General features: G+C 67.2%; 20 protein-coding genes. 3 read left to right on the top strand and 17 right to left on the bottom strand.

Features of this window, described 5'->3' with window-relative positions; all coding sequences use genetic code 11:
- Window positions 1–28: 28 nt before the first annotated feature.
- The 9 genes from nuoF to H7F53_RS10675 all read right to left on the bottom strand — a co-directional run bounded on the left by nuoF (window position 29) and on the right by H7F53_RS10675 (window position 6,512).
- On the bottom strand, window positions 29–1,315 hold the full coding sequence (gene nuoF / locus H7F53_RS10715) for an NADH-quinone oxidoreductase subunit NuoF (RefSeq protein WP_185679475.1): 1,287 nt from the start codon (window positions 1,313–1,315) through the stop codon (window positions 29–31).
- Between the two features lie 158 nt (window positions 1,316–1,473).
- Window positions 1,474–2,142 (bottom strand): complex I 24 kDa subunit family protein, encoded by a 669-nt coding sequence (locus H7F53_RS10710; RefSeq protein ID WP_185679474.1) that lies wholly within the window; start codon window positions 2,140–2,142, stop codon window positions 1,474–1,476.
- The gene (locus H7F53_RS10705; RefSeq protein WP_185679473.1) at window positions 2,135–2,332 is read right to left on the bottom strand and encodes a hypothetical protein; all 198 of its coding nucleotides are present in this window, start codon (window positions 2,330–2,332) and stop codon (window positions 2,135–2,137) included. The genes H7F53_RS10710 and H7F53_RS10705 overlap by 8 nt, the downstream gene beginning before the upstream one ends.
- Window positions 2,329–2,679: a nuclear transport factor 2 family protein gene (locus H7F53_RS10700; RefSeq protein WP_185679472.1), complete on the bottom strand. Its 351-nt coding sequence runs from the start codon at window positions 2,677–2,679 to the stop codon at window positions 2,329–2,331. The genes H7F53_RS10705 and H7F53_RS10700 overlap by 4 nt, the downstream gene beginning before the upstream one ends.
- Window positions 2,676–3,887, bottom strand: a complete 1,212-nt coding sequence (locus tag H7F53_RS10695; protein ID WP_185679471.1) for an NADH-quinone oxidoreductase subunit D — start codon at window positions 3,885–3,887, stop codon at window positions 2,676–2,678. Before H7F53_RS10695 ends, H7F53_RS10700 begins: the two co-directional genes overlap by 4 nt.
- Window positions 3,888–3,889: 2 nt before the next feature.
- Complete coding sequence (locus tag H7F53_RS10690) at window positions 3,890–4,753, bottom strand: NADH-quinone oxidoreductase subunit C (protein WP_185679470.1); 864 nt, start codon at window positions 4,751–4,753, stop codon at window positions 3,890–3,892.
- A gap of 124 nt (window positions 4,754–4,877) precedes the next feature.
- Window positions 4,878–5,426, bottom strand: a complete 549-nt coding sequence (locus tag H7F53_RS10685; protein WP_185679469.1) for a NuoB/complex I 20 kDa subunit family protein — start codon at window positions 5,424–5,426, stop codon at window positions 4,878–4,880.
- Between the two features lie 4 nt (window positions 5,427–5,430).
- Window positions 5,431–5,805 carry an NADH-quinone oxidoreductase subunit A gene (locus H7F53_RS10680; RefSeq protein WP_185679468.1) on the bottom strand — a complete coding sequence of 125 codons (375 nt, stop codon included), beginning with the start codon at window positions 5,803–5,805 and terminating at the stop codon, window positions 5,431–5,433.
- A 200-nt stretch (window positions 5,806–6,005) separates the two neighbouring features.
- Entirely contained in the window at window positions 6,006–6,512 is a 507-nt protein-coding gene (locus tag H7F53_RS10675; protein WP_185679467.1) for an SH3 domain-containing protein, read from the bottom strand.
- A 170-nt stretch (window positions 6,513–6,682) separates the two neighbouring features.
- Between H7F53_RS10675 and H7F53_RS10670 the strand changes: the two genes are divergently transcribed.
- A complete protein-coding gene (locus H7F53_RS10670; RefSeq protein WP_185679466.1) occupies window positions 6,683–7,990 on the top strand; it encodes an ammonium transporter in 1,308 nt (435 codons plus the stop codon).
- Between the two features lie 90 nt (window positions 7,991–8,080).
- On the opposite strand, the gene H7F53_RS10665 is transcribed toward H7F53_RS10670, so the two are convergent.
- The 7 genes from H7F53_RS10665 to H7F53_RS10635 all read right to left on the bottom strand — a co-directional run bounded on the left by H7F53_RS10665 (window position 8,081) and on the right by H7F53_RS10635 (window position 16,543).
- Window positions 8,081–8,527: a winged helix DNA-binding protein gene (locus tag H7F53_RS10665; protein WP_185679465.1), complete on the bottom strand. Its 447-nt coding sequence runs from the start codon at window positions 8,525–8,527 to the stop codon at window positions 8,081–8,083.
- A gap of 412 nt (window positions 8,528–8,939) precedes the next feature.
- A complete protein-coding gene (locus H7F53_RS10660) occupies window positions 8,940–10,346 on the bottom strand; it encodes an NAD(P)H-dependent flavin oxidoreductase (protein ID WP_185679464.1) in 1,407 nt (468 codons plus the stop codon).
- A gap of 34 nt (window positions 10,347–10,380) precedes the next feature.
- Entirely contained in the window at window positions 10,381–11,115 is a 735-nt protein-coding gene (locus H7F53_RS10655; RefSeq protein ID WP_185679463.1) for a class I SAM-dependent methyltransferase, read from the bottom strand.
- A gap of 20 nt (window positions 11,116–11,135) precedes the next feature.
- Window positions 11,136–12,263: a peptide chain release factor 2 gene (gene prfB, locus H7F53_RS10650; protein WP_185679462.1), complete on the bottom strand. Its 1,128-nt coding sequence runs from the start codon at window positions 12,261–12,263 to the stop codon at window positions 11,136–11,138.
- 90 nt (window positions 12,264–12,353) lie between these two features.
- Window positions 12,354–12,893: a peroxiredoxin gene (locus tag H7F53_RS10645; RefSeq protein ID WP_185679461.1), complete on the bottom strand. Its 540-nt coding sequence runs from the start codon at window positions 12,891–12,893 to the stop codon at window positions 12,354–12,356.
- 113 nt (window positions 12,894–13,006) lie between these two features.
- Complete coding sequence (locus H7F53_RS10640; RefSeq protein WP_185679460.1) at window positions 13,007–15,559, bottom strand: penicillin-binding protein 1A; 2,553 nt, start codon at window positions 15,557–15,559, stop codon at window positions 13,007–13,009.
- A gap of 48 nt (window positions 15,560–15,607) precedes the next feature.
- The gene (locus H7F53_RS10635; RefSeq protein ID WP_246438821.1) at window positions 15,608–16,543 is read right to left on the bottom strand and encodes an N-acetylmuramoyl-L-alanine amidase family protein; all 936 of its coding nucleotides are present in this window, start codon (window positions 16,541–16,543) and stop codon (window positions 15,608–15,610) included.
- A gap of 506 nt (window positions 16,544–17,049) precedes the next feature.
- Between H7F53_RS10635 and H7F53_RS10630 the strand changes: the two genes are divergently transcribed.
- Entirely contained in the window at window positions 17,050–19,836 is a 2,787-nt protein-coding gene (locus H7F53_RS10630) for an Rne/Rng family ribonuclease (protein WP_185679458.1), read from the top strand.
- Window positions 19,837–20,408: 572 nt separating this feature from the next.
- Here H7F53_RS10630 and H7F53_RS10625 read toward each other — a convergent pair.
- Window positions 20,409–21,146, bottom strand: coding sequence for an SDR family NAD(P)-dependent oxidoreductase (locus tag H7F53_RS10625; RefSeq protein WP_185679457.1), 738 nt, complete (start codon window positions 21,144–21,146; stop codon window positions 20,409–20,411).
- A gap of 333 nt (window positions 21,147–21,479) precedes the next feature.
- On the opposite strand from H7F53_RS10625, the gene H7F53_RS10620 reads away from it, so the two are divergent.
- Window positions 21,480–22,262 (top strand): succinate dehydrogenase iron-sulfur subunit, encoded by a 783-nt coding sequence (locus H7F53_RS10620; RefSeq protein WP_185679456.1) that lies wholly within the window; start codon window positions 21,480–21,482, stop codon window positions 22,260–22,262.

The following is a 22,262-nucleotide window of genomic DNA, read 5'->3' as shown; positions in this document are numbered from 1 at the left end:
TGCGCCGGGACGACGATCACTTTGACGGTCACTCTGCTGCCTCCCGCGCGTTCTCGGCGATCCGTCGCTCGATCTCGGGACGGAAATGGCGGATCAGGCCCTGGATCGGCCAGGCGGCCGCGTCGCCCAGGGCGCAGATGGTGTGGCCTTCGACCTGCTTGGTCACCTGCTGCAGCATGTCGATTTCTTCGACCGCGGCATCGCCGGTGCGCAGGCGCTCCATGACGCGCCACATCCAGCCGGTGCCTTCGCGGCAGGGCGTGCACTGGCCGCAGGACTCGTGCTTGTAGAAGTAGGACAGGCGGCTGATCGCGCGCACGATGTCGGTGGACTTGTCCATCACGATGACGGCTGCCGTGCCCAGGCCCGAGCCGAGCGCGCGCAGCCCGTCGAAGTCCATCGGGGCGTCCCAGATCTGCTCCGCCGGGACGAGCGGGACCGAGGACCCGCCCGGGATCACCGCCAGCAGGTTGTCGCGTCCGCCGCGGATGCCGCCGCAATGCTTCTCGATCAGCTCGTGGAAGGGGATGCTCATCTCCTCCTCAACCACGCAGGGCTTGTTCACGTGCCCGCTGATCTGGAAGAGCTTGGTGCCCTTGTTGTTGTCACGCCCGAAGCTGGAGAACCAGCTCGCGCCACGGCGCAGGATGGTCGGCGCCACCGCGATGGATTCGACGTTGTTGACCGTGGTCGGGCAGCCATAGAGCCCCGCCCCGGCCGGGAACGGCGGCTTGAGACGCGGCTGGCCCTTCTTGCCTTCGAGGCTTTCGATCATCGCGGTCTCTTCGCCGCAGATATACGCGCCGGCCCCGCGATGGACGAAGACGTCGAAATCGTAGCCCGAGCCGGCCGCGTTCTTGCCGAGCAGCCCGGCGTCATAGGCCTCGGCGACGGCGGCAAACAGCGTCTCGGCCTCGCGGATGTATTCGCCGCGGATGTAGATGTAGGCCGCCCGCGCGCGCATCGCGAAGCCGGCGACCAGCGCGCCCTCGATCAGCTTGTGCGGATCGTGGCGGATGATCTCGCGGTCCTTGCACGAACCCGGCTCGGATTCGTCGGCGTTGATCACCAGGAAGCTGGGACGGCCGTCGCGGCTTTCCTTGGGCATGAAGGACCACTTCATGCCGGTCGGGAAGCCCGCCCCGCCGCGCCCGCGCAGACCGGAGTCCTTGATTTCCTGGATGATCGCATCCTGCCCACGGGCGAGCAGGGCCTTGGTGTTGTCCCAATCGCCCCGCGCCATCGCGGCCTTCAGGCTCCACGGCTGGTAGCCATAGAGGTTGGTGAAGATGCGATCCTTGTCAGCGAGGCTCATGCCTCACCTCCTTCATCAGCAAACAAGATCCGCTCAGGCTGAGCTTGTCGAAGCCCACGCGCGGCGGAATGACCAAGCTCGACACGCAGCGCGTGGCCTTCGACCGGCTCTGGCTGAGTGGGGGTGGTGCAAGGGAACAAGAAGGCGGCAGCCATGACTTACCACTCCCCCCGATAATCATGGTTTTCGGAGACCATCGCGGTCAGCGAGGACAGGGCACCCACCGGCTCGACCGTATGGCGTCCCGGCTCCTGCGTGCCGGTCTTGGGCTGCTCGCCCCGCGCCAGCGCATCCAGAACGGTGTTCAGCCGCTCGGCCGTCAGGTCCTCGTAGTTGTCGTCGTTGATCTGGACCATCGGCGCCGAGGCGCAGTTGCCCATGCATTCGACTTCGGTGAAGGTCCAGAGACCGTCGGCCGTGGTGTGCCCCGGCTTCATCCCGCGCTGGTGGCAGGCCTTGATCAGATCGTCGGAGCCGCGCAGCATGCACGGCGTCGTCCCGCAGACCTGCACGTGAAAGCGCCCAACGGGGACGAGGTTGTACATCGTATAGAAGGTCGCGACCTCGACCACGCGAATGATTGGCATGTCGAGTTGCGCCGCGATCTTTTCCATCACCGGAATCGGCAGCCAGCCCTGCGTGTTGGTCTCGGCACCGACCTGGCGTTGGGCCAGATCCAGCAGCGGCATCACCGCCGAGCGCTGGCGTCCTTCGGGATAGCGCGCGATGATCTCCTGCGCCTTGGCCGCGTTGTCCGGGGTCCAGGCCCAGTTGCCCCAGCGGGCGCGCAGTTCGGGACTGTCGGGTTCGATATGACGGTCAGCCATGCTGGCGCCTCCGCTTCAGCCAGAGATCCTGCGCATAGAGCGACAGCTCGAACCCGCCGATCGCGGCGATCAGCATCGGCAACAGGTCACTCGGCCGGGCGCCGAGGCCCAGCGACACGAAGTAGAACGCGGCCAGGACCAGGCCGGTCAGCGCTGCCCAGACGCGCATCAGATCGAATGTGGACTTCACCGGATAAACTCCACGCGAGAGCACTTGTCGCCCTCGAAAGAATAGACGGCCACCACGTCGAACGGCTCGACCAGCGCCGATCCGTCGGTGGCGGGGCCGCGGGTGACGTGCTCGCGCATCACGACGTAGGTGCCGATGGCCTGAGCCTCGACGATCTCGGCACGATTCTGCGGCCAGCGCGCGAAGGCGGCGGCGAGGCCCGAACGGGTGCCCTCCTTGCCCTCGCGCACGACATCACCGCGATAGTTCGCCTCGCAGGCATCCTCGGTCATGTAGGACACGTAGGTGTCCACGTCCTGGGCGTTGTAGGCGGCGATCATGGCCTTGGCGGTTGCAAGGTTGCTCACCGGTCGCACTCCCCGAAGACCACGTCGATCGCGCCGAGGATGGCGGTCGCGTCGGGCAGCATGTGGCCTTTCGACATGAAGTCCATCGCCTGCAGGTGGCTGAAGGCGGTCGGGCGGATCTTGCAGCGATAGGGTTTGTTGCTGCCGTCGCTGACCAGATAGACGCCAAATTCGCCCTTGGGGCTCTCGGTGGCGACATAGACCTCGCCCGCCGGCACGTGGAAGCCCTCGGTGTAGAGCTTGAAGTGATGGATCAGGGCTTCCATCGAGCTCTTCATCTCGCCGCGGCGCGGCGGCGCCACCTTGCGGTCGGTGCTGATCACCGGGCCGCCCGGCATCTCCGCCAGACACTGGCGCATGATCCGGGCCGACTGGCGGACCTCCTCGACGCGAACCATCATGCGGTCGTAGCAGTCCGAATTGGTGCCGACCGGGATCTCGAAGTCCATCCGGTCGTAGACGTCGTAGGGCTGGCTCTTGCGCAGGTCCCACGGAATACCGGCGGCGCGGATCATCGGGCCTGAGAAGCCCCAGGCCAGCGCGTCCTCGCGGCTGACCACGGCGATGTCGACGTTACGCTGCTTGAAGATGCGGTTGTCCACAACCAGGCTCATGGCGTCCTCGAACAGCGGGAACAGCCGTTCGTCGATCCAGTTGCCCAGATCCACCAGCAGCTTCTCCGGCACGTCACGGGCCACGCCGCCCGGGCGGTACCAGGCCGCATGCATGCGCGCGCCGCTGGCCCGCTCGAAGAAGTTGAGGCAGTCCTCGCGGATCTCGAACAGCAGCAGGTTGGGCGTCATCGCCCCGACGTCCATGACGTGCGAGCCGATGTTGAGCATGTGGTTGCAGATGCGGGTCAGCTCGGCGAACAGCACCCGCAGATACTGCCCGCGCAGCGGGACCTCGACGTTGAGCAGCTTCTCCACCGCCAGCACGTAGCTGTACTCCATCGCCAGCGGCGAGCAGTAGTCGAGCCGGTCGAAGTAGGGCAGCGCCTGGAGATAGGTCTTGTGCTCGATCAGCTTCTCGGTGCCGCGGTGGAGCAGGCCGACGTGCGGATCGATCCGCTCGATGATCTCCCCGTCCAGCTCCATCACCATGCGCAGCACGCCGTGCGCTGCCGGGTGCTGGGGCCCGAAGTTGATCGTGTAGTTGGTGATGACCTCGTCGCCGGTGGTGGGCGACTGTTCGAGTTGCATGGACATGATCAGCTACCCTCCGGCGCCGGACCCTGGCCGCCTTCGCCAGCGGCCTTCTTGGCGCGCGGCTTGCGTGCGGGGCGCGCCTCGGTCGGCGCGGAAGCCTCGACCGCCTTGGACTTACGCACGCGCGCAGGCTTGGCAGCTTCGGCACTGGCCTTGTCGCCTGCGGCGGTATCGGCCGGCTTGTCGGTGGTTTTGGGGACTTCGGCCTTGGCCGCCGGGACCGGAGCCGGCGCGACCGGGGCGGGCGGGGTCGCCGCCTTCTCGTCGCCGGGCAGCACGTAATCTGTGCCTTCCCACGGGCTCATGAAGTCGAAGGTGCGCAGGTCCTGGGCCAGCTTGACCGGCTCGTAGACCACGCGCTTGTCTTCCTCGGAGTAGCGCAGCTCGACATAGCCCGTCAGCGGGAAGTCCTTGCGGAAGGGATGCCCCTCGAAGCCGTAGTCGGTCAGGATCCGGCGCAGGTCGGTGTTGCCGGCGAAGATCACGCCGTACATGTCGAACACCTCGCGCTCGAGCCAGCCGGCATTCGGCCAGATCCCGGTCACACTCGGCACCGGGGTGTCCTCGGCAGCGCGCACCTTGACGATCACGCGGTGGTTCCGCGTCACCGACAGCAGCATGTAGACAACCTCGAACCGCTCGGCGCGGGCCGGATAGTCGGCTCCAGCGATCTCCATCAGCTGCTGGTAGGCGAACGCGTCGCGCAGCGTGGTCAGCGCGGCGACAATGCCGTCGCGCTGCACGTCGAGCACGGTCTCGCCGTATTCCTCGCGCGCGGCGACAAGCTGGGCGCCAAGGGCGGCGGTGATGCGGTCGACCAGGCCGTCCTCGGCCACGAACCGGGGGGCGGAATGAAGCACGGTCACACCTGGACTCCCATCCGGCAAAGCTTGCGCGCGGGCTTCGACAAGCTCAGCCCGAGCGGATTCTGGATCTGGTTCAGGCAAGACATCCGCTCAGCCTGAGCCTGTCGAAGGCCACGCGCCCTGATCACCGCTCGATCGTCCCCACGCGGCGGATCTTCCGCTGCAGCTGCATCACGCCGTACAGCAGCGCTTCGGCGGTCGGCGGGCACCCGGGGACATAGATGTCCACGGGCACGATCCGGTCGCAGCCGCGCACCACGCTGTAGCTGTAATGATAATAGCCGCCGCCATTGGCGCAGGAGCCCATCGAGATCACGTACTTGGGGTCCGACATCTGGTCGTAGACCTTGCGCAGCGCGGGGGCCATCTTGTTGCACAGCGTGCCGGCGACGATCATCACGTCCGACTGGCGCGGGCTGGCGCGCGGGGCGACGCCGAACCGCTCCATGTCATAGCGCGGCATGTTCACATGGATCATCTCGACCGCGCAGCACGCAAGGCCGAAGGTCATCCACCACAGCGAGCCGGTGCGGGCCCACTGGAAAAGCTCCTCGGTCGAGGTGACGAGAAACCCCTTGTCCGAAACCTCGCTGTTGAGGCTGTCGAAGAAGGCGGCATCAGGGGCAACCACGGCACCAGCGGCGCCGGGAACGGGGGAAAGCGCGGCAGTCATAGGGTCATTCCCAATCCAGAGCGCCCTTCTTCCAGGCGTAGACGAACCCGACCACGAGTTCGAACAGGAACAGCATCATGGTCAGCCAGCCGGCCCAGCCGGTGTCCTTCAGGCTCACCGCCCAAGGGAACAGGAAGGCCGCCTCGAGGTCGAAGATGATGAACAGGATCGCGACGAGGTAGAACCGCACATCGAACTGGCTGCGCGGATCCTCGAACGCCGGGAAGCCGCACTCGTACTCCGAGTTCTTCTCGGCGTTGGGATTGTGCGTCCCGGTGAGCCGCGACACCCCCATAGGGAGAAACACGAAGGCAGCCGAGAGCGCCAGGGCAATGACCAGAAAGATCAGGATCGGCAGGTATTGGATCAGGTCGACCAAGGGGGCTGACTCGCCTAGCTGAACTATCCCGGCGCCCTAGTCCGGCCCCGCGTCGCGCGCAAGTGGTGTGCGCCGCAATATGCACCCTCTCCTGCGCAATTTCCCACGGAATCGGTGGCTGCCCGGCCCTTGACACCGCGCGGCCATTGTCCAGCGATTTAAATACGTTCTTGTGCGCAGGTGGACGGCGCGGCTGGATCTCAGGGCTCTCCCGCGCCCCACAGCGCCGCGGCCTCAACATAGCCCAGATGGCTGCCGGTTTCGAACTCGCACCAGCCGTTGGCGCAATCGCCGAGACGGCCGGTCACGCCGGGCTGGAGCCGCCATAGCAGCCGTGCCCCTGGATCGCCTGCGGCGCGCATCTCGGCAAGCCAGCCCGGCCCGGCCCCGGCGGGTACCCGGACGATCGCCCCCCGGTCGCGCTTGAGGAAACGGGCCAGCATCCAGCCCCGCGTGCCATCGGGATCCTGCACCAGACGCCAACCCTCCATCACCCGCAGCACCTTCATCGGCAGGTGTTCGCGGTGATAGCGCCAGCTGATCCGATAGTCCTCACCCGGACCGACGCGCAGGTTGGCCTGCTTGGCCCGCAGCGAAGCCCAATAGGGCACACCGGGATCCTCGGCCGCCACCGGCGCGGCAGCCAGGCCGAGCAGCATCGCGCCCAGCGCGATCAAGAGCTTGCGAGAGGGTAAGCGACCGGTCATCCCGCCCCCTTAGCCCGGCGCACCGAGCCGCTTCAAGGCATGTTCGTGCCGAAGCATGGCCAGGCGACGCCCGGTCATGGTGCTGGCCCGGTGCCTTGCACCCGGCGCCGCTTGCTCCTAAGCCGCGCGCGGATCGCGACCGGGAAACCCGGCGCCTGGAGGGATAACCGATGACCAAATGGACCGCGCGGCTCGCCGCGGCCGCGCTGCTGCTCGCCCCGCTCACCGCCCAGGCCCAGGAGGGTGCGGTAGATGTTGCCGATACCGGCGATACGGCCTGGATCCTCGTCTCGTCCGCCCTGGTCCTGCTGATGGCCGCCCCCGGCCTGACCTTGTTTTACGGCGGACTGGTACGGGCCAAGAACTTCCTTTCCGTCATGGTCCAGTGCGGCGGGATCATCGCGGCCTGCTCCACGCTGTGGATCATCGCCGGCTATACCCTGGCCTTCGGACCGGTTGGCAATGGCTGGCTCGGCGGGGACGCCGCAATGATGCTCAACAACCTCGGCAACGTGCGCGCGGGCTATGCCGTGCCGGAAAGCGCCTTCGCCCTGTTCCAGATGACCTTCGCGGCGATCACCCCGGCGCTGATGGTCGGCGCCTGGGTCGATCGTGCGCGCTTCGGCTGGGTGGTCGCGTTCTGCGCGCTGTGGGGTCTGGTGGTCTATGCTCCCAGCGCCCACTGGCTGTGGGGCGGCGGCTGGCTCGCAACCAAGCTGGGCGCGCTCGACTTCGCCGGCGGGATCGTGGTTCATACCACGGCCGGGGTCTCGGCGCTGGTCATCGCGGCACTGCTGGGCAGGCGGTCCGGCTTTCCCAAGACGCTGATGCTCCCGCATAGCCCGGCACTGACCATGGCCGGGGCGGCGCTGTTATGGATGGGCTGGTTCGGCTTCAACGGCGGTTCGGCCCTGGCGGCCAACGACGATGCGGCGGCGGCCATCATCAATACCCACGCAGCCGCTTCGGTTGCCGCCCTGGTGTGGATTGCGATCGAGCGACTGCATGTCGGCAAGGCCACGTCGATCGGCTTCGCCACCGGCGCGATCGCGGGGCTGGCGACGGTCACTCCGGCCGCCGGGTTCATCTCGCCCGGCGCAGCCTTCGTCTTCGGCACGGCGGCAGCGGCGATCTGCTATCCGATGATCCACCTCATCAAGTTCCGGTTGCAGATCGACGATTCGCTGGACGTCTTCGCGGTTCACGGCGTGGGCGGGATGACTGGGTCGATCCTGCTCGGCCTGTTCCTTTCGCCAGCGTTTGGCGGCACCGGCTATGCCGAGGGGATGACCATGGCGAGCCAGATCGTGGCGCAAGCGATCGGCGTCCTCGCTGTGGCGGCCTATTCGGCGATCGCGACGGTCATCCTCGCGCTGGGTCTCAACCTGATCCTGCCGATGCGCGTGTCCGAGGATGCCGAGCGCGAAGGGCTGGACCTCACCTCGCATGGCGAACGGGCCTGGGAAATGGTTGACTGACCAGCACACCAGAGAGGGCGGACCGCATTCCAGCCCGCCCTCTGTTCCCGCCAGCGCAGAGGCCGGCGCCATGGTCAGTCAGGACCCGAACTAGGCCGCGCAGCGGTTGTCCCGGACCATCATCTGGAAATAGTCGAACATCTTGGCATATCCGCTCTCGCTAATGCGGACGACCACTCGGCGCAGATCCTTGCTGTCGCTGGTCAGCCGAACCAGTCCTTCACGCTCAAGCACGCGAAGCCATCGCCACGCCGTAGTGTACGGCACGCCCGAAGCAAGGCACACTGACTTGACCAGACTGACCCGGCCCTGTCGCTCGGCGATGAACAGATCGATCATCATGTCCCAGCCAGGTTCGCCCAGCAGATGCGGTGCGATCACCTGAGCGCGGGCGCGGCGCGCCTCCCAGACCCGCTCAGCGGCGAGATCGATGGCCCGTTCGTTCTCGAGTTCGGTCATGGGACGACGGGTCGAGTACCGCTCGATCACCCCACAGAGGTCTTTTATCAGACTGGCGTCGTGTTCTACGTGCATCATTGCAACCCCCTTCAGGTCAACCAGACCACGCGGTTTCCCGGCCGCGACGAGGTGGCGTTAACCACTCCGCCAGGCAGATGTACCATCGCCGAAGGGGGACTTGTCAATCGATCTAAACCGTTGGAGATAAAATATTTTCTAGCGAGAAAAACAGAATTGAAAGGGGCCCCGGCGCCAACTCCGACACGGCGGTCGGGGCACCTGCGAGACTCCAGTCATCTTCCCCACGAAGACCGACCCGGGCCGACGTGCGAACCGAAGCTCGTATGCAACGTCGACCAAACTGAATGGTTTTTCAAGTCGATGCAATCGATATTAACTGGAGATAGTACAGCACCATAGTGGCGGAGGTAACCCGGCCTTTCGGGAAGCGCAGCCACCATGATGTCAACTCGACCAGGTGGGCACCGGTTCAGTCGCCGGTCAGGATCCGATCGACCAGTTGGCGCACGGTCGGCGTAAAGTTGTTGGAATAGAACGGATCCTGCTTGAACCGATAGGCAGCGTGACCGGCAAACATCAGGTTCTTGTCGATGTCACCGCCATGGGCGATGTCCTGCAGGGTCTTCTGGATGCAGAAGCTGCGGGGATCAGCGAGCCGCCCAGTGGTGTAGTCGTCGTGGTCCTTCCACGACGAAAACCCGCAGTGCGAGAGACAGCCCATGCAGTCCGCCTGATCCTTGCGGATCTCCTCGCGCTCGGCAGGGGTGACAAAGACAAGCGTATCGTCCGGAGTGCGCAGCCCTTCGGTGAAGCCGGCGCCGTACCAGGCGCGAGCGCGGTCGCGATCGGCCGGGGTCACCCAGAAGTTCTTGCCCTTGACGGCCACGTCCAGCTGCACCGTGTGCTCGCCGGCGGACACCTTCGAGTAAGGGACCTGGCGCTCCGAGCGGGCTTCCAGGTTGCGCAGGAACGGGTTGCGCACGGCCGAGCTGTAGAAGCCCGTGGGCGAAAACCGGTGCAACAGGACGTCGCCGGGCTCGAGCCGGCGCAGATGGTCCTTCCACGCCTGCGGGATCGGGCTCTCTTCGGTCAGCAGCGGACGCGTGCCGAACTGGAACGCGATCTGGCCCAACTCGGGATTGTCGATCCAGTTGTCCCACTCGCGCAGGTACCAGACCCCGCCAGCCATCACGATCGGCACCGAATCGGCAACCCCTTCGGCCCTCATCGTCTCGCGCAGCGCCTTGACCCGCGGATAGGGATCTTCCGGCTTGCGGGGATCCTCGGCATTGGAGAGCCCATTGTGTCCGCCAGCCAACCAGGGATCTTCGTAGACCACTGCCGCCATCAGATCGGAGACCTTGTGATAGGCCCGCTTCCACAGCGCGCGAAAGGCACGGCCCGAGCTGACGATCGGCAGGTAGTTGACGTTGAACCGCGCGGCGATCTCGCTGAGCTTGTAGGGCATCCCCGCGCCGCAGGTGACACCGGTCACCAGCCCGCGAGTCTTGTCCAGCACGCCTTCCAGCACCTGCTGCGCACCGCCCATTTCCCACAGCACGTTGATGTTGATCGCACCCTTGCCGCCGGCAATGTCATAGGCGCGGCGGACCTGTTCGACTGCGCCGTCGATGGCATAGCGGATCAGCTCTTCGTGCCGTTCCTTGCGGGTCAGCGCCCGGTACACCTGGGGAATGATCTTGCCCTCGGCATCATAGCTGTCGGCATTGACCGCACTGACCGTGCCGATCCCACCGGCGGCAGCCCATGCACCCGAGCTGGCGTGATTCGTTGCGGCAACCCCCTTACCGCCCTCCACCAGTGGCCAAACCTCGCGACCGCCATAGAGAATCGGCTGTAAACCCTTGAACGCCATTGTGCCCTTTACTTCCCCGTCGCCCGAAAAATGGTCATGGTCCAACCGCGGCTCCATCAGCGCCAAGCTTGCACGGCTTGATGGACGCTGGCGCCGGACGCGGACCGTCCGTTTCGAAGCGGGCATAATAGCCCACCATTGTTGGTCTACGGGCAAATTCTACCAAACGAAAGCCCACGGCGGCGAATTCGCAGAACAGTAGCCCAGGCGGCGTGCCGTGGCGACCGGTTGGCCGGTCGGCATCGACCACGATCACGCTACCGCCCTTGCGCAGCGCCGGCCGCAGGTTCCACAGAAAGGCGTAGGGCTCGGCAACCTCGTGGTACATGTGGACCATGAACACCCGGTCGAACGAGCCGGCTGGCAAGCGCGGGTCCTCGGGCGTGCCCAAGCGGATCGAGACCTGGTCGAGCCGCTGGCGTTCCACCCGCAGCCCAAGCCGCTCTACCGCGCCCTTGTCGATATCTTCGGCCAGTACCCGCCCGCTGCGGCCCACGCGCTCGGCCAGCCGGATCGTGTAATAGCCCTCGCCCGCGCCCAGATCAGCCACGGTCATGCCTTCGGCGATCCGCGCCAGATCCATCACTGTGCGCGCCTCGCCCATGCGGTCGCGCAGGTCTTCCGAAGAGAACTGGGTGGCGCCGATGGTCGAAACCGGCCGATCGGGTCGCGGAAAGCCGCGCGCGGCGGGCGCACGGCCGGCCTCGTCTGCGGCTGCGCCTGGCCGGCAGGCCGCCAGCGCCAACGCAAGGACCGGCCAAGCGCGCATCGCCGGACCGCAGCGTCTGATCAATCGACGTCTTCCACGGCCACCTTGTCGCCGGTGACACGTTGCGCCAGGGCCGCGGCCATGAACGGATCGAGCGCGCCGTCGAGCACATCGTCGGGCGCGGTCGAGGTCTGTCCGGTGCGCAGGTCCTTCACCAGCTGATAGGGCTGGAGCACGTACGAGCGGATCTGGTGGCCCCAGCCGATTTCGGTCTTGGCCTGATACTCGCCCGAGGCCGCCGCCTCGCGCCGCGCCAGCTCGGCCTCGTAGAGCCGGGCTTTCAGCATGTTCATCGCGATTTCGCGGTTCTTGTGCTGGCTGCGGTCCTGCTGGCTGGCGACGATGATCCCGCTCGGCACGTGGGTGATGCGGACCGCCGAATCGGTGGTGTTCACGTGCTGCCCGCCCGCGCCCGACGCGCGGTAGGTGTCGATCTTGAGATCGGCCGGATTGACCTCGATGCTGATGTTGTCGTCGATCACCGGATAGACCCAGACCGAGCTGAACGAGGTGTGGCGCCGGGCGGAGCTGTCATAGGGGCTGATCCGCACCAGCCGGTGTACGCCGCTCTCGGTCTTGGCATAGCCATAGGCGTTCTCGCCCTTGATCAGCAGCGTGCAGCTCTTGATACCTGCAGCTTCGCCGGCGTGATAGTCGACCAGTTCGACCTTGTAGCCGTGGCGGTCGGCCCAGCGGGTGTACATGCGCTGGAGCATCTCGGCCCAGTCCTGGCTCTCGGTCCCACCGGCCCCGGCATGAACCTCGAGATAGGCGTCGTTGGCGTCGGCCTCGCCTGACAGGAGCGCCTGGACCTTGTCGGCATCGGCGCGTTCGGCCAGGGCTGCCAGGCTCGACAGCCCTTCGGCCACGGTGTCGTCGTCGCCCTCGGCCTCGCCCAGTTCGACGAACTCGACCGCATCGGCCATTTCCGCCGTGATCTGGTGTACCGCGCTGACCGACGCCTCGAGCCGGCGGCGCTCGCGCATGACCGCCTCGGCCTCCTTGGGGTTGTCCCAGAGCTTGGGGTCTTCCACCCGCGCGTTCAGCTCGTCCAGCCGGCGCAGCGCGCGCTCCCAGTCGAGCGAGCGACGGACCAGCGCCAACGCGGCCTCGATCCGGTCGATATGGGCCTGCCCTTCGGCACGCATGTCACAAGCACTCCCAAAAAACGAGCGGCCCGCTTAGCGGGCCGCGCGTGTTTGTAAAGCCGGTGCAGGCGGCGCACCGGGCCGGGCGGCTTACTTGCCCTTGAGCGCCTCAACCGCGGCCAGCGTCTTGGCCACATGCTGGCGCCAGTCCATCTCGGAATGGACCATGGCGATCTTCCCGTCGCGGCTGATCACATAGCTGGTCCGGTTGGTCATCCCGCCGATGCCGGCCGGCAGAAGCGAGACGTTGTAGGCCGAGACCACCGCCGAACCGGCCGTGGCCACGCCGAACTTGCTGCGGCAGGCCTCGGTAGAGAACTTCTGCAGCGTCGGCAGATCATCGGCTGACATGCCCACGATCGTCGCCTTGGCCGCCGCAAACTTGTCGCTGGCATCGGCAAAGGCCTTGGTTTCCAGCGTGCAGCCCTGGGTAAAGGCCTTGGGGAAGAAGTAGAGCACCACCGGCCCCTTCTTCAGCGCTTTCTGCAGATCGAAGGTGAAGGTCTTGCCCGCAATCGCCCCCTGGGTGACGATCTGCGGCGCCGGCGCGCCGACTGACAGCGCGGCCATGGCCGGGGTGGAGACAAGCGCGACCAGCGCAGCGAGCGGAGCAAGGGCGTGACGGTTCATGGCAGACAGAATGCCTTGCTTCCCCTGGAAGGTAAAGCGGCACCTAGGGGCGAGGGCTGATCGGGCGAACCAGATCACCAACAAAGGCGCCGACGGGCAAGTCCAGCCGCCCGTCAGTACACCCCGCCCTGCTGCTCGACAAAGTCGGCGCCTTCCTCCTCGCCGGGCAGCGCCTCGTTGCCCTGCACCTCGCGCAGCTTGCGGATCGCCGCGATGATCATCTCGCGTTCGGCGGCGAGCTGGTCCTGACGGGTGGCCCGCGGCGGTTCGGTATCGGCCTTGAAGGCCTCCCAGATGATCGCCGACTTGGGATCGGAGGTGGGCTCGCCGCCAAACACCCGCTTGCCGGTGACCCGGTCGATCTTGACCATGCGCACATCCGTAGGGGCGGAAAACGGCGTATGGCTCCAGCGCGACTTGGTCTGGCTGACGAACTGGCGGAAGATCGGCGCCGCGAAGGTACCGCCCTGGGCGTAGCCGCCAAGCGAGCGCGGCTGGTCATAGCCGAGGTAGACCCCGCCGACGATGTCCTGCGATCCGCCGACGAACCAGACGTTGGTCGGGCCGGAAGTGGTCCCGGTCTTGCCGAACAGCGGCAGGCCCAGATCGCGCAGTACGGTCGCCGTGCCGCGCTGGACCACGCCCTCGAGCATATGGACCACCTGGTAGGCGGTGCGCGGGTCCAGGACCTGCTTGCCGCGCGCGGTCAGGCGCGGCATGGGCTTGCCGTCCCACTCGGCCATGTTGCAGCCTTCGCAGGGGCGGCTGTCGGCGCGCCAGATCACCTTGCCGCTGCGGTCCTGCACATAGTCGATCATCGACTGGGCATATTGCACGCCGTTGTTGGCCAGCGCGGCATAGGCGTTGACCATCTGCGCGACGGTGGTGTCCCCTGCCCCGAGCGCGAAGCTCAGGTAGGGATCGTACTTGCCGATCCCGACGCGCTGGATCGTGCTGACCACCCGGGGCATGCCGGTATCGTTGGCGATGTGCACGGTCATGAGGTTGCGCGACTGCTCAAGCCCCCAGCGCATCGTGTGCACTCCGCCGGCACCGCGCATGTCGAAGTTGCGGAAGCACTTCTGCCCCAGCCCGGCGCCCTGGTAGACGCAGAACGACTGGTCCGGGACCATGGTCGCCGGGGTCATGCCATAGTCCAGCGCCGTGGCGTAGACGAAGGGCTTGATGGTGGAGCCCGGCTGGCGCAGCGCCTGGGTGGCGCGGTTGAACGAGCCGAGCCCGGCGTCGAACCCGCCGGCCATAGCCAGCACCCGGCCGGAGCGCGGATTCTCGACCACCATCCCGCCCGACACCTCGGGCACGATCCGCACCCCCCAGACGCCACCGCCCACCGGCGCCGCGGCGATCACATCGCCACGGCGAAGCGGATCGGGGAGACTGGTCAAAGGCGCGGTGGTCCCGTCGGGGAAGCCTATCGTGGCTGCCGGTCCGCTGCGGCGGATCACTACGCCGACCCGCCAGTTCTGGTAACGCAGCGACAGGTTGCTGGCGATAAGCTGGCCTTGCCAGTCGTCCTCGCCGAGCTTCAGCCGGGCGAGCGGTCCATGCCAGCCCTTGCCCGAATGGTAGCGCAACAAGCCGCTGCGCAGCGCGTCCTGGGCCGCCTTCTGCAGCTCGAGGTCAAGCGAGGTGCGCACCCACAGACCGCCGGCGTAAACGCTGTTGGGCCCATTCTCGGCGCTTTCGCCATAGCGGTCGATCAGCCGGCGACGGACCTCCTCGACAAAATAACCGACGCTCGGATCCCAGCTCTCGGTACGGCGCGGGATCAGCCCCAGCGGCTGGGCCTTGGCGAAACTGGCCTGGCCCGGCGAGGCCACCCCGTTCTTGACCATCTGGTCGAGCACCCAGTTGCGCCGCTCGAGCGCGCGCCCGGCGTGGCGGGCACGGCTGTAGATCTCGGGCGCCTTGGGCAGGATCGCCAGAAAGGCGGCCTCGTGCAGCGCGAGCTGGTCGACGTCCTTGCCGAAATAGGCCTGCGAAGCGGCCTGCACGCCATAGCTCTGCCGGCCGAGGGGGATCTCGTTGAGGTAGAGCTCGAGGATCTGCTGCTTGTTCAGCACACCCTCGATGCGCCGCGCCAGGATCATCTCCTTGAGCTTTCGGGTGACCGAATATTCGTTGCCGATCAGGATGTTCTTGGCGACCTGCTGGGTGATGGTCGACCCGCCGCGCGCGCGCTCGCCCGAACCGAACTTGATCGCATAGTCCACCACCGCCCCGGCCAGGCCGGTGAAATCCACCCCGCCGTGGGTCCAGAAGGTCTTGTCCTCGGCCGAGAGGAACGCGTCAATCACCGGCCGGGGAAAATCGACGAAACGCAGCTGGACGCGGCGCTCGCGGGCATAACTGTAGACGATCTCGCCGTTCACTCCGCGCACCATGGTCGGCAGCGGCGGCTGGTAGGTCAGGAGGCCGTCGGCCGAGGGCAGGTTGCGGGCCACGGTGGCCCAGACCAGCAGGTAGACCGCCAGCACCGCGCCCAGCACCACCCCGGCGAAGCGCACCAGCGCATAGTCGCGCCACAGCTGGACCAGGCGCCCGCGCCACGGCGCGATGCGGCTGGCCAGCCCTGCCAGGAGCCCGCCGGCATCACGGCGGATACGAACGCGCTGAGGCTGGTCGGGAGCAGGATCGTCGGCCATCGCGGCGCCTCTAGCACGCGGATCCGGGTCGAAGCCAGCCGCTTTGGCTCACGGCGCTGCCGGCTCGCTAGCGGTTGCCGCGGGGGTCTCGGCCACGGCCGGATCGGGTGCGGCCTGGCGGGCGAAATAGACGCGGATCGCGCGTGCTAGAGATTCGGCAAGCGCCTGCCGCCCTTCGGCCGAGCTCATCCGCGCGGCATCGGCAGGGTTGCTGATATAGCCGGATTCAACCAGTACCGAGGGCAAGTCGGCCGATTTGAGCACGACGAAGGCGGCCGACTGGATCGGCCGGGCCCGAAACGGCACCCGCCCGGCGCCCTCGCGCAGGACCAGTTCGGCGAAGGCGGTCGACCGCGCCGCGGTATCGCGTTGCGAGAGGTCGACGAGGATCGCGTTGACCGCCCCGCTCTGCCGCTCCAGCGGCACCCCGTTGACCGTGTCGGCGCGGTTTTCGGCCTCGGCCAGCCGCGCCGCGCTGTCATTCGAACCTCGCTCCGACAGGGTGTAGAGCGTGGCCCCGCTGGCCGTATCGGCCGGGGCGCTGTCGGCATGGAGCGAGAGGAACAGGTCGGCGTTGAGCCGGCGCGCGATTCCGGCGCGTTCGGACAGGACCAGGAAGCGGTCATCCTCGCGGGTCAGCGCCACGCGCACCCCGCCGCGCCGCAGAAGTTCGTCGCGCAGCGCCAGCGCCAGCGCCAGGGTCAGCGCCTTCTCCCTGACCGGACCGCTGCCCGCTCCGGGATCGTGGCCACCGTGGCCGGCATCGATCACCACCAGCGGACGGCTGGCGTCGAGCGGCCCGCGCACCTGCGGCAGGCCGATCTCGCCGCTGGCCGGGGGCAGCTTGAGCCGCACGACATAGCCCATGCCGCGACCCGGAGCCCCGAACGTCCGGTCCACCGCCACCATCGCGGCAAAAACGGCGACCGGCGCGAGCACAAGCAGGCCAAGGGCGATCAGACGGGACCCGTCGGGGCGGTACATGCATGCTTCGTTAAGCATTCGTCAGCTATGTCGCAATCGTCTCGAACCGGCTTCGATTCATCGGATGTGCAACAACTTGCCGTCCGGCGGGAGCGATGCTAGGCACCGGGACAGAGGGCCGTCCTGCCCGCGTAAACCTTGCTTCGTCTCAGCCCTTGAACGGGCCAGTGGCGCCGTATTCCACCAAGGGAATGCAGAAGGTTCGGGCAGGCCACACCTCCGGCCGGGCACACTGTCCGGCCTCCTGAACCGAGTTGATGCTGGTATGAGAAGTTGTTCGCTGTCCTGCCGTCCCTTGCCCTTCGGGGCGACGGCACCGATGGTGACAGGTCCTCGCTTGATCGCGCGTTCGATTTCGCCGCGCCTTCCCCTGCCTGCAGACACGCAACCCCACCATCGCACTTCCGCCGCCGCAACCCTGCGTTGTCGCGGCGTTTTCGCACAGGAACGCGCCCGCCCGGACCTCGACAAGAGGGCCAGGCCTGGGCGCGCACGGAGATACGTTGATGACCACGCGCATGCTAATCGATGCGCGCCACCCGGAAGAAACACGGGTGGCGGTGCTCAAGGGCAATCGGATTGAAGAGTTTGACTTTGAATCGGCTGAACACAAGCAGATCAAGGGCAACATCTATCTCGCGAAGGTAACCCGGGTCGAACCGTCGCTGCAGGCGGCCTTCGTCGACTTTGGCGGCAATCGCCACGGGTTTCTCGCCTTCAGCGAGATCCATCCCGACTACTACCAGATCCCCAAGGAAGACCGCGAGCGGCTCCTCGCCGAAGAGGCCGCCCACGCCGAGGAAGAGGCCGCCCTGCGCGCCGTCGCCGAGGGCGAGGAGGACTTCGTCGGCGACGACGAGATGGGCGAGAGCCTGGCCGACGACCTCGCCGGCACCGACCACGACGACTATGGCGGCGTGACCGAGATCGACACGTCCGAGAAGGACGAGGTCGCCACGATCGAGGACGGCCATGTCGAGGGCGCCTTCGACCATGAAGGCGAGGATGCGCGCGAGGCCAGCGAGGAGCAGCCGCGTCGCCGCGGTCGTCGCCGTCAGGGTGGCGACAAGGGCCGGGCCCACGCCAAGCAAGCCGACGAGCTGCGCGACAAGCGCATGGCGCTGCGCCGCCGCTACAAGATCCAGGACGTGATCCACCGGCGCCAGGTGCTGCTGGTCCAGGTCGTCAAGGAGGAGCGCGGCAACAAGGGCGCCGCTCTCACCACCTACCTCTCGCTGGCCGGTCGCTATTGCGTGCTGATGCCCAACTCCAGCCATGGCGGCGGGATCAGCCGCAAGATCAGCTCGGCCGCCGACCGCAAGCGGCTGAAGTCGATCATCGCCGAGATGGACCTCCCCAAGTCGATGGGGTGTATCGTCCGCACCGCCGGGCTGCAGCGCACCAAGACCGAGATCAAGCGCGATTTCGACTATCTCGCCCGGCTGTGGGACGGGATCCGCGAAACCACCCTGAAGTCGAGCGCTCCGGCGATCATTCACTCGGACAGCGACCTGATCAAGCGCGCGATCCGCGACATCTACAACCGCGACATCGAAGAGGTCGTGGTCGAGGGTGAAGCCGGTTACCGCGCCGCGCGCGATTTCATGAAGCTGCTGATGCCCAGCCACGTGCGCCGGGTGAAGGCCTATGCCGATCCGGTGCCGCTGTTCCAGCGCTATGGCGCCGAAGACCAGCTCACCGCGATGTACGATCCGGTGGTCCAGCTGAAGAGCGGCGGCTACCTGGTGATCAACCCTACCGAGGCGCTGGTCTCGATCGACATCAACTCGGGCCGCTCGACCAAGGAGCACGGGATCGAGGCGACCGCGGTCAGCACCAACCTCGAAGCCGCGCGCGAGATCGCCCGCCAGCTGCGTCTGCGCGACATGGCCGGGCTGGTCGTCATCGACTTCATCGACATGGAATACGGCTCGAACGTCCGCAAGGTCGAGAAGGCCATGAAGGACGCGCTCAAGGACGATCGGGCCCGCATCCAGGTCGGTCGCATCTCGGGCTTCGGCCTGATGGAGATGAGCCGCCAGCGCCTGCGCACCGGCGTGCTGGAAGCCACCACCCGGTCGTGCCCGCACTGCGACGGTTCGGGCCTGGTCCGCACCGCCTCCAGCGCCGGCCTGTCGGCCCTGCGGCTGATCGAGGACGAGGCCGCCAAGGGCAAGGGCACGATCATCTCGCTGTTCGCCTCGCAGGAGGCAGCGGTCTATGTGCTCAACGCCAAGCGCGCCGACCTGCAGGAGATCGAGCATCGCTATGGCGTGCGCGTCGAGGTGATCCCCGAGGGTGAGAACGAGGGCGCGAAGATGCGCGTCGCCTCTTCGGGTCCGCGTCCCACCTCGCTGCCCAAGTTCGAGCCGATCATCGAGCCCGAGGACGACCTCATCGACGAGGAGGACTTCGCCGAGGACGAAGCCGAGGACGAGGTCCGCGAGGACTCGCGTCGCGGCGGCGGGCGCGGCGAAGGCCGCGGCGAGCGGGCGGCGCGTGACGACGAGGGCGACGGCGAAGGCGGCGGTCGCCGCAAGCGGCGCAAGCGCCGGCGCGGCGGTCGCAACCGTGGCCGCGGCGAAGGCGGCGAGTTCGAGGGCGAAGGCACCGAGGACGACGCCGGCGCCGGCGAGACCGGCTCAGCCGAGGATGCCGAGACCGAGACCGAGGCCGATGGTGACGCCGGCGACTATGCCGGCGAGGCGGGTGACAGCAGCGAGGAAGGCCCGCGCAAGCGTCGCCGGCGCGGCCGTCGCCGGCGGGGCGGACGCAACCGCGAGGGCGGCGAGCAGCTCGAGGGTGCCGATGGCGCCGAGGGCGAGCCGGCCGAAGCCGACGACGTCGAGGCAGCTCCGGCCGGAGAGGCCGAGTTTGAGCCCGAGGCCGAGCCCGCGCCGAAGAAGCGCGCCAGCCGCAGCCGCAAGAAGGCCGAAGTCGCGGCTGAACCGGCCAGCGCTGCGCCGGAGGCCGAAGCCGAGGTCGAGGCTGAGGTGCCCGCGCCCAAGAAGCGCGCCAGCCGCAGCCGCAAGCAGGCCGACACGGTCGCTGCCGAGGCTCCGGCCGAGGTGGTTAGCGCGGACCCAGCCGAAGCCGAGGCCGAGGCTGCACCGAAGAAGCGCCCCAGCCGCAGCCGCAAGAAGGTTGAGGCCGAGCCGGCCGCGCCCCAGGCAGCTCCGGCCGTGGCGGCCGAGACGGTCGCCCAGCCCGACGCCGCCGATCCGGCGCCGGCCGAGGACACTGCCGGCCAGCCGCCCCGCCGCGGCTGGTGGCAGCGCACCTTCGGCGAGTAACGCCAGGCCAGACCGGCAACGAGAACGGCGCGGAACCCCGGTTCCGCGCCGTTTCTCATGGGGCTGGGCCACTCTGGCGGACAGCGGACGTTCAACGGTCCAGCGCGACCGGCCTAACCACGTCCCCGGTGCCCCGGGGTTGACCCGGGACTTTGCCGTCGCTCACCCACCACGGCCGGAGAGGTCGGCTGGTCTCCGGATCACGTCTGAAGCGACGACAAAAGAAGGATGGGCCGAGACGTGCCACCGGTCGCCCCCCCCCAAACCGTCCGTAACGGGGGGGCAGCAGACGTGGGTTGCTGGGTAGACGGGGCTGTCGCTCATGGCCTGCCCAAAGCCAAACCCAGCGTCATGCCAGCGCAGGCTGGCATCTTCCGCGGCGAAGCCAAAGATCCCAGCCTTCGCTGGGATGACGGGTATCGGGCGCAAGCCTCCGAGCCGATGTCAGCCCTCCTCTCCATCCCGTCATGCCAGCGCAGGCTGGCATCTTCCGCGGCGGGGCGAGAGATCCCAGCCTGCGCTGGGATGACGGGTTTGGGGCGCAAACCACCATTCGCAACCGGCAAGCACCGCTAGGGCTCGATCCGCGCTCCGTCCCAGGCGAAACAGCCGCCGCTGTCGGCCGGGGTCAGCCCGTCGATCACCCGCAACAGATGGGCCGCGGAGAGCTCCGGGGTGAACAGCTGCTCGGCCGGCACGCCGCGCTGGAACGGCGCCGACAGCCCGGTGTCGACCGTGCCCGGATGCAGCCCCACGCAGATCGCCAAACGGTGGGTTCGGCCGAGTTCGATCGCGAAGTTGCGCACCAGCATGTTGAGCGCGGCCTTGCTGGCCCGGTAGGAATGCCAGCCGCCCATCCGGTTGTCGCCGATCGAGCCGACCCGGGCCGACAGCGCCGCAAAAACGCTCGGGCGATCCCGTGGCAGCAAGGGCAACAGGTGCTTGGCGATCAGCGCCGGGCCGATCGTGTTGAGCGCGAAGACGCGCGCCATCGCCGCCGGATCGATCTGCCGCGCCCCCTTCTCCGGCCCGGTCCCGTCGGGCAGGGTCAGGATCCCGGTCGCGATGATGCAGAGATCAAGCGGCGCGGCGATCCGGGCGGCGGCGGCGGCGATGCTCGCCTCGTCGGTCAGGTCGAAGGCCAGCGGCACACGCTTGCCCCTGGTATCTGCCGGAACCGGCGGCGCCGTGCGACTGAGCGCGAAAACCTCACCGACATCATCGCGTGATATCAGCTGCGCGACCAGCGCCGCACCGATCCCGCCGCCGGCCCCGAACACGGCGACTCGGCGGGGCCGGGGCGACGGCATCGGCGATTGGGACGGGGATGGCGGCGGGGTCTCGGGCATGGTGCGCTTTCACTGGCTGTCCTAAACGGCACAGGCCGGGCATGGTAGGCGGGATGGCCCCGCACTGCTCCTCCGCGACCGCCCCGCTGCATCGCGCCGATCGGATCTGGCGGTTGCCGCTTCTGGACCCTGTCAACCGTGTCAACCAGAGAGACCATCAGCAACCCCGCCCTAAGGGCGATGCCTGAGATATTGCCCATCGGGCAGGCTTGCCCTTGCGGCTCGAATCGCTAGAGAGACGTGCATCGGCGTTGTTGCGCCGCAGCAGTCATGGATCGGGATACGGATCGGATAATGGCCACTTTTACCCTTCCCAAGAACAGCAAGATCACCGGCAAGGGCCGCGTCCACAAGGCGGAAGGGGCCACCCGGATCAAGACGTTCACGGTCTACCGCTACGATCCCGACAGCGGGGAAAACCCGCGCTACGACAAGTTCGAGATCGATCTCGACACCTGCGGTCCGATGGTCCTCGACGCGATCATCAAGATCAAGAACGAGATCGACCCTACCCTGACCTTCCGCCGCTCGTGCCGCGAAGGGATCTGCGGGTCCTGCGCGATGAACATGAACGGCCGCAACGGTCTGGCCTGCACCACTGCGATCGAGGATCTCAAGGGCGATATCCGCATCACCCCGCTTCCGCACATGGAAGTGATCAAGGATCTTGTCCCCGATTTCACCCATTTCTACGCGCAGTACGCCTCGATCCGACCGTGGCTGCAGACCGTCAGCACCACGCCCTCGGGCAAGGAGCGGCTGCAATCGCCCGAGCAGCGCGAGAAGCTGGACGGGCTCTACGAGTGCATCCTCTGCGCCTGCTGCAGCACCTCGTGCCCCAGCTACTGGTGGAACTCGGACAAGTTCCTGGGACCGGCGATCCTGCTCCAGGCCTATCGCTGGCTGGCCGACAGCCGTGACGAGATGACCGGCGAGCGGCTCGACGAGCTCGAGGATCCGTTCCGGCTCTATCGCTGCCACACGATCATGAACTGCGCCAACGTCTGCCCGAAGGGACTTTCGCCCGCGCGCGCGATCGCCGAGATCAAGAAGATGCAGGCCGAACGCCACATCTGA

The organism is Novosphingobium piscinae (genome assembly GCF_014230355.1).
Classification (GTDB): Bacteria; Pseudomonadota; Alphaproteobacteria; order Sphingomonadales; family Sphingomonadaceae; genus Novosphingobium; species Novosphingobium piscinae.
This window is presented reverse-complemented; position numbering and strand designations above follow the sequence as displayed.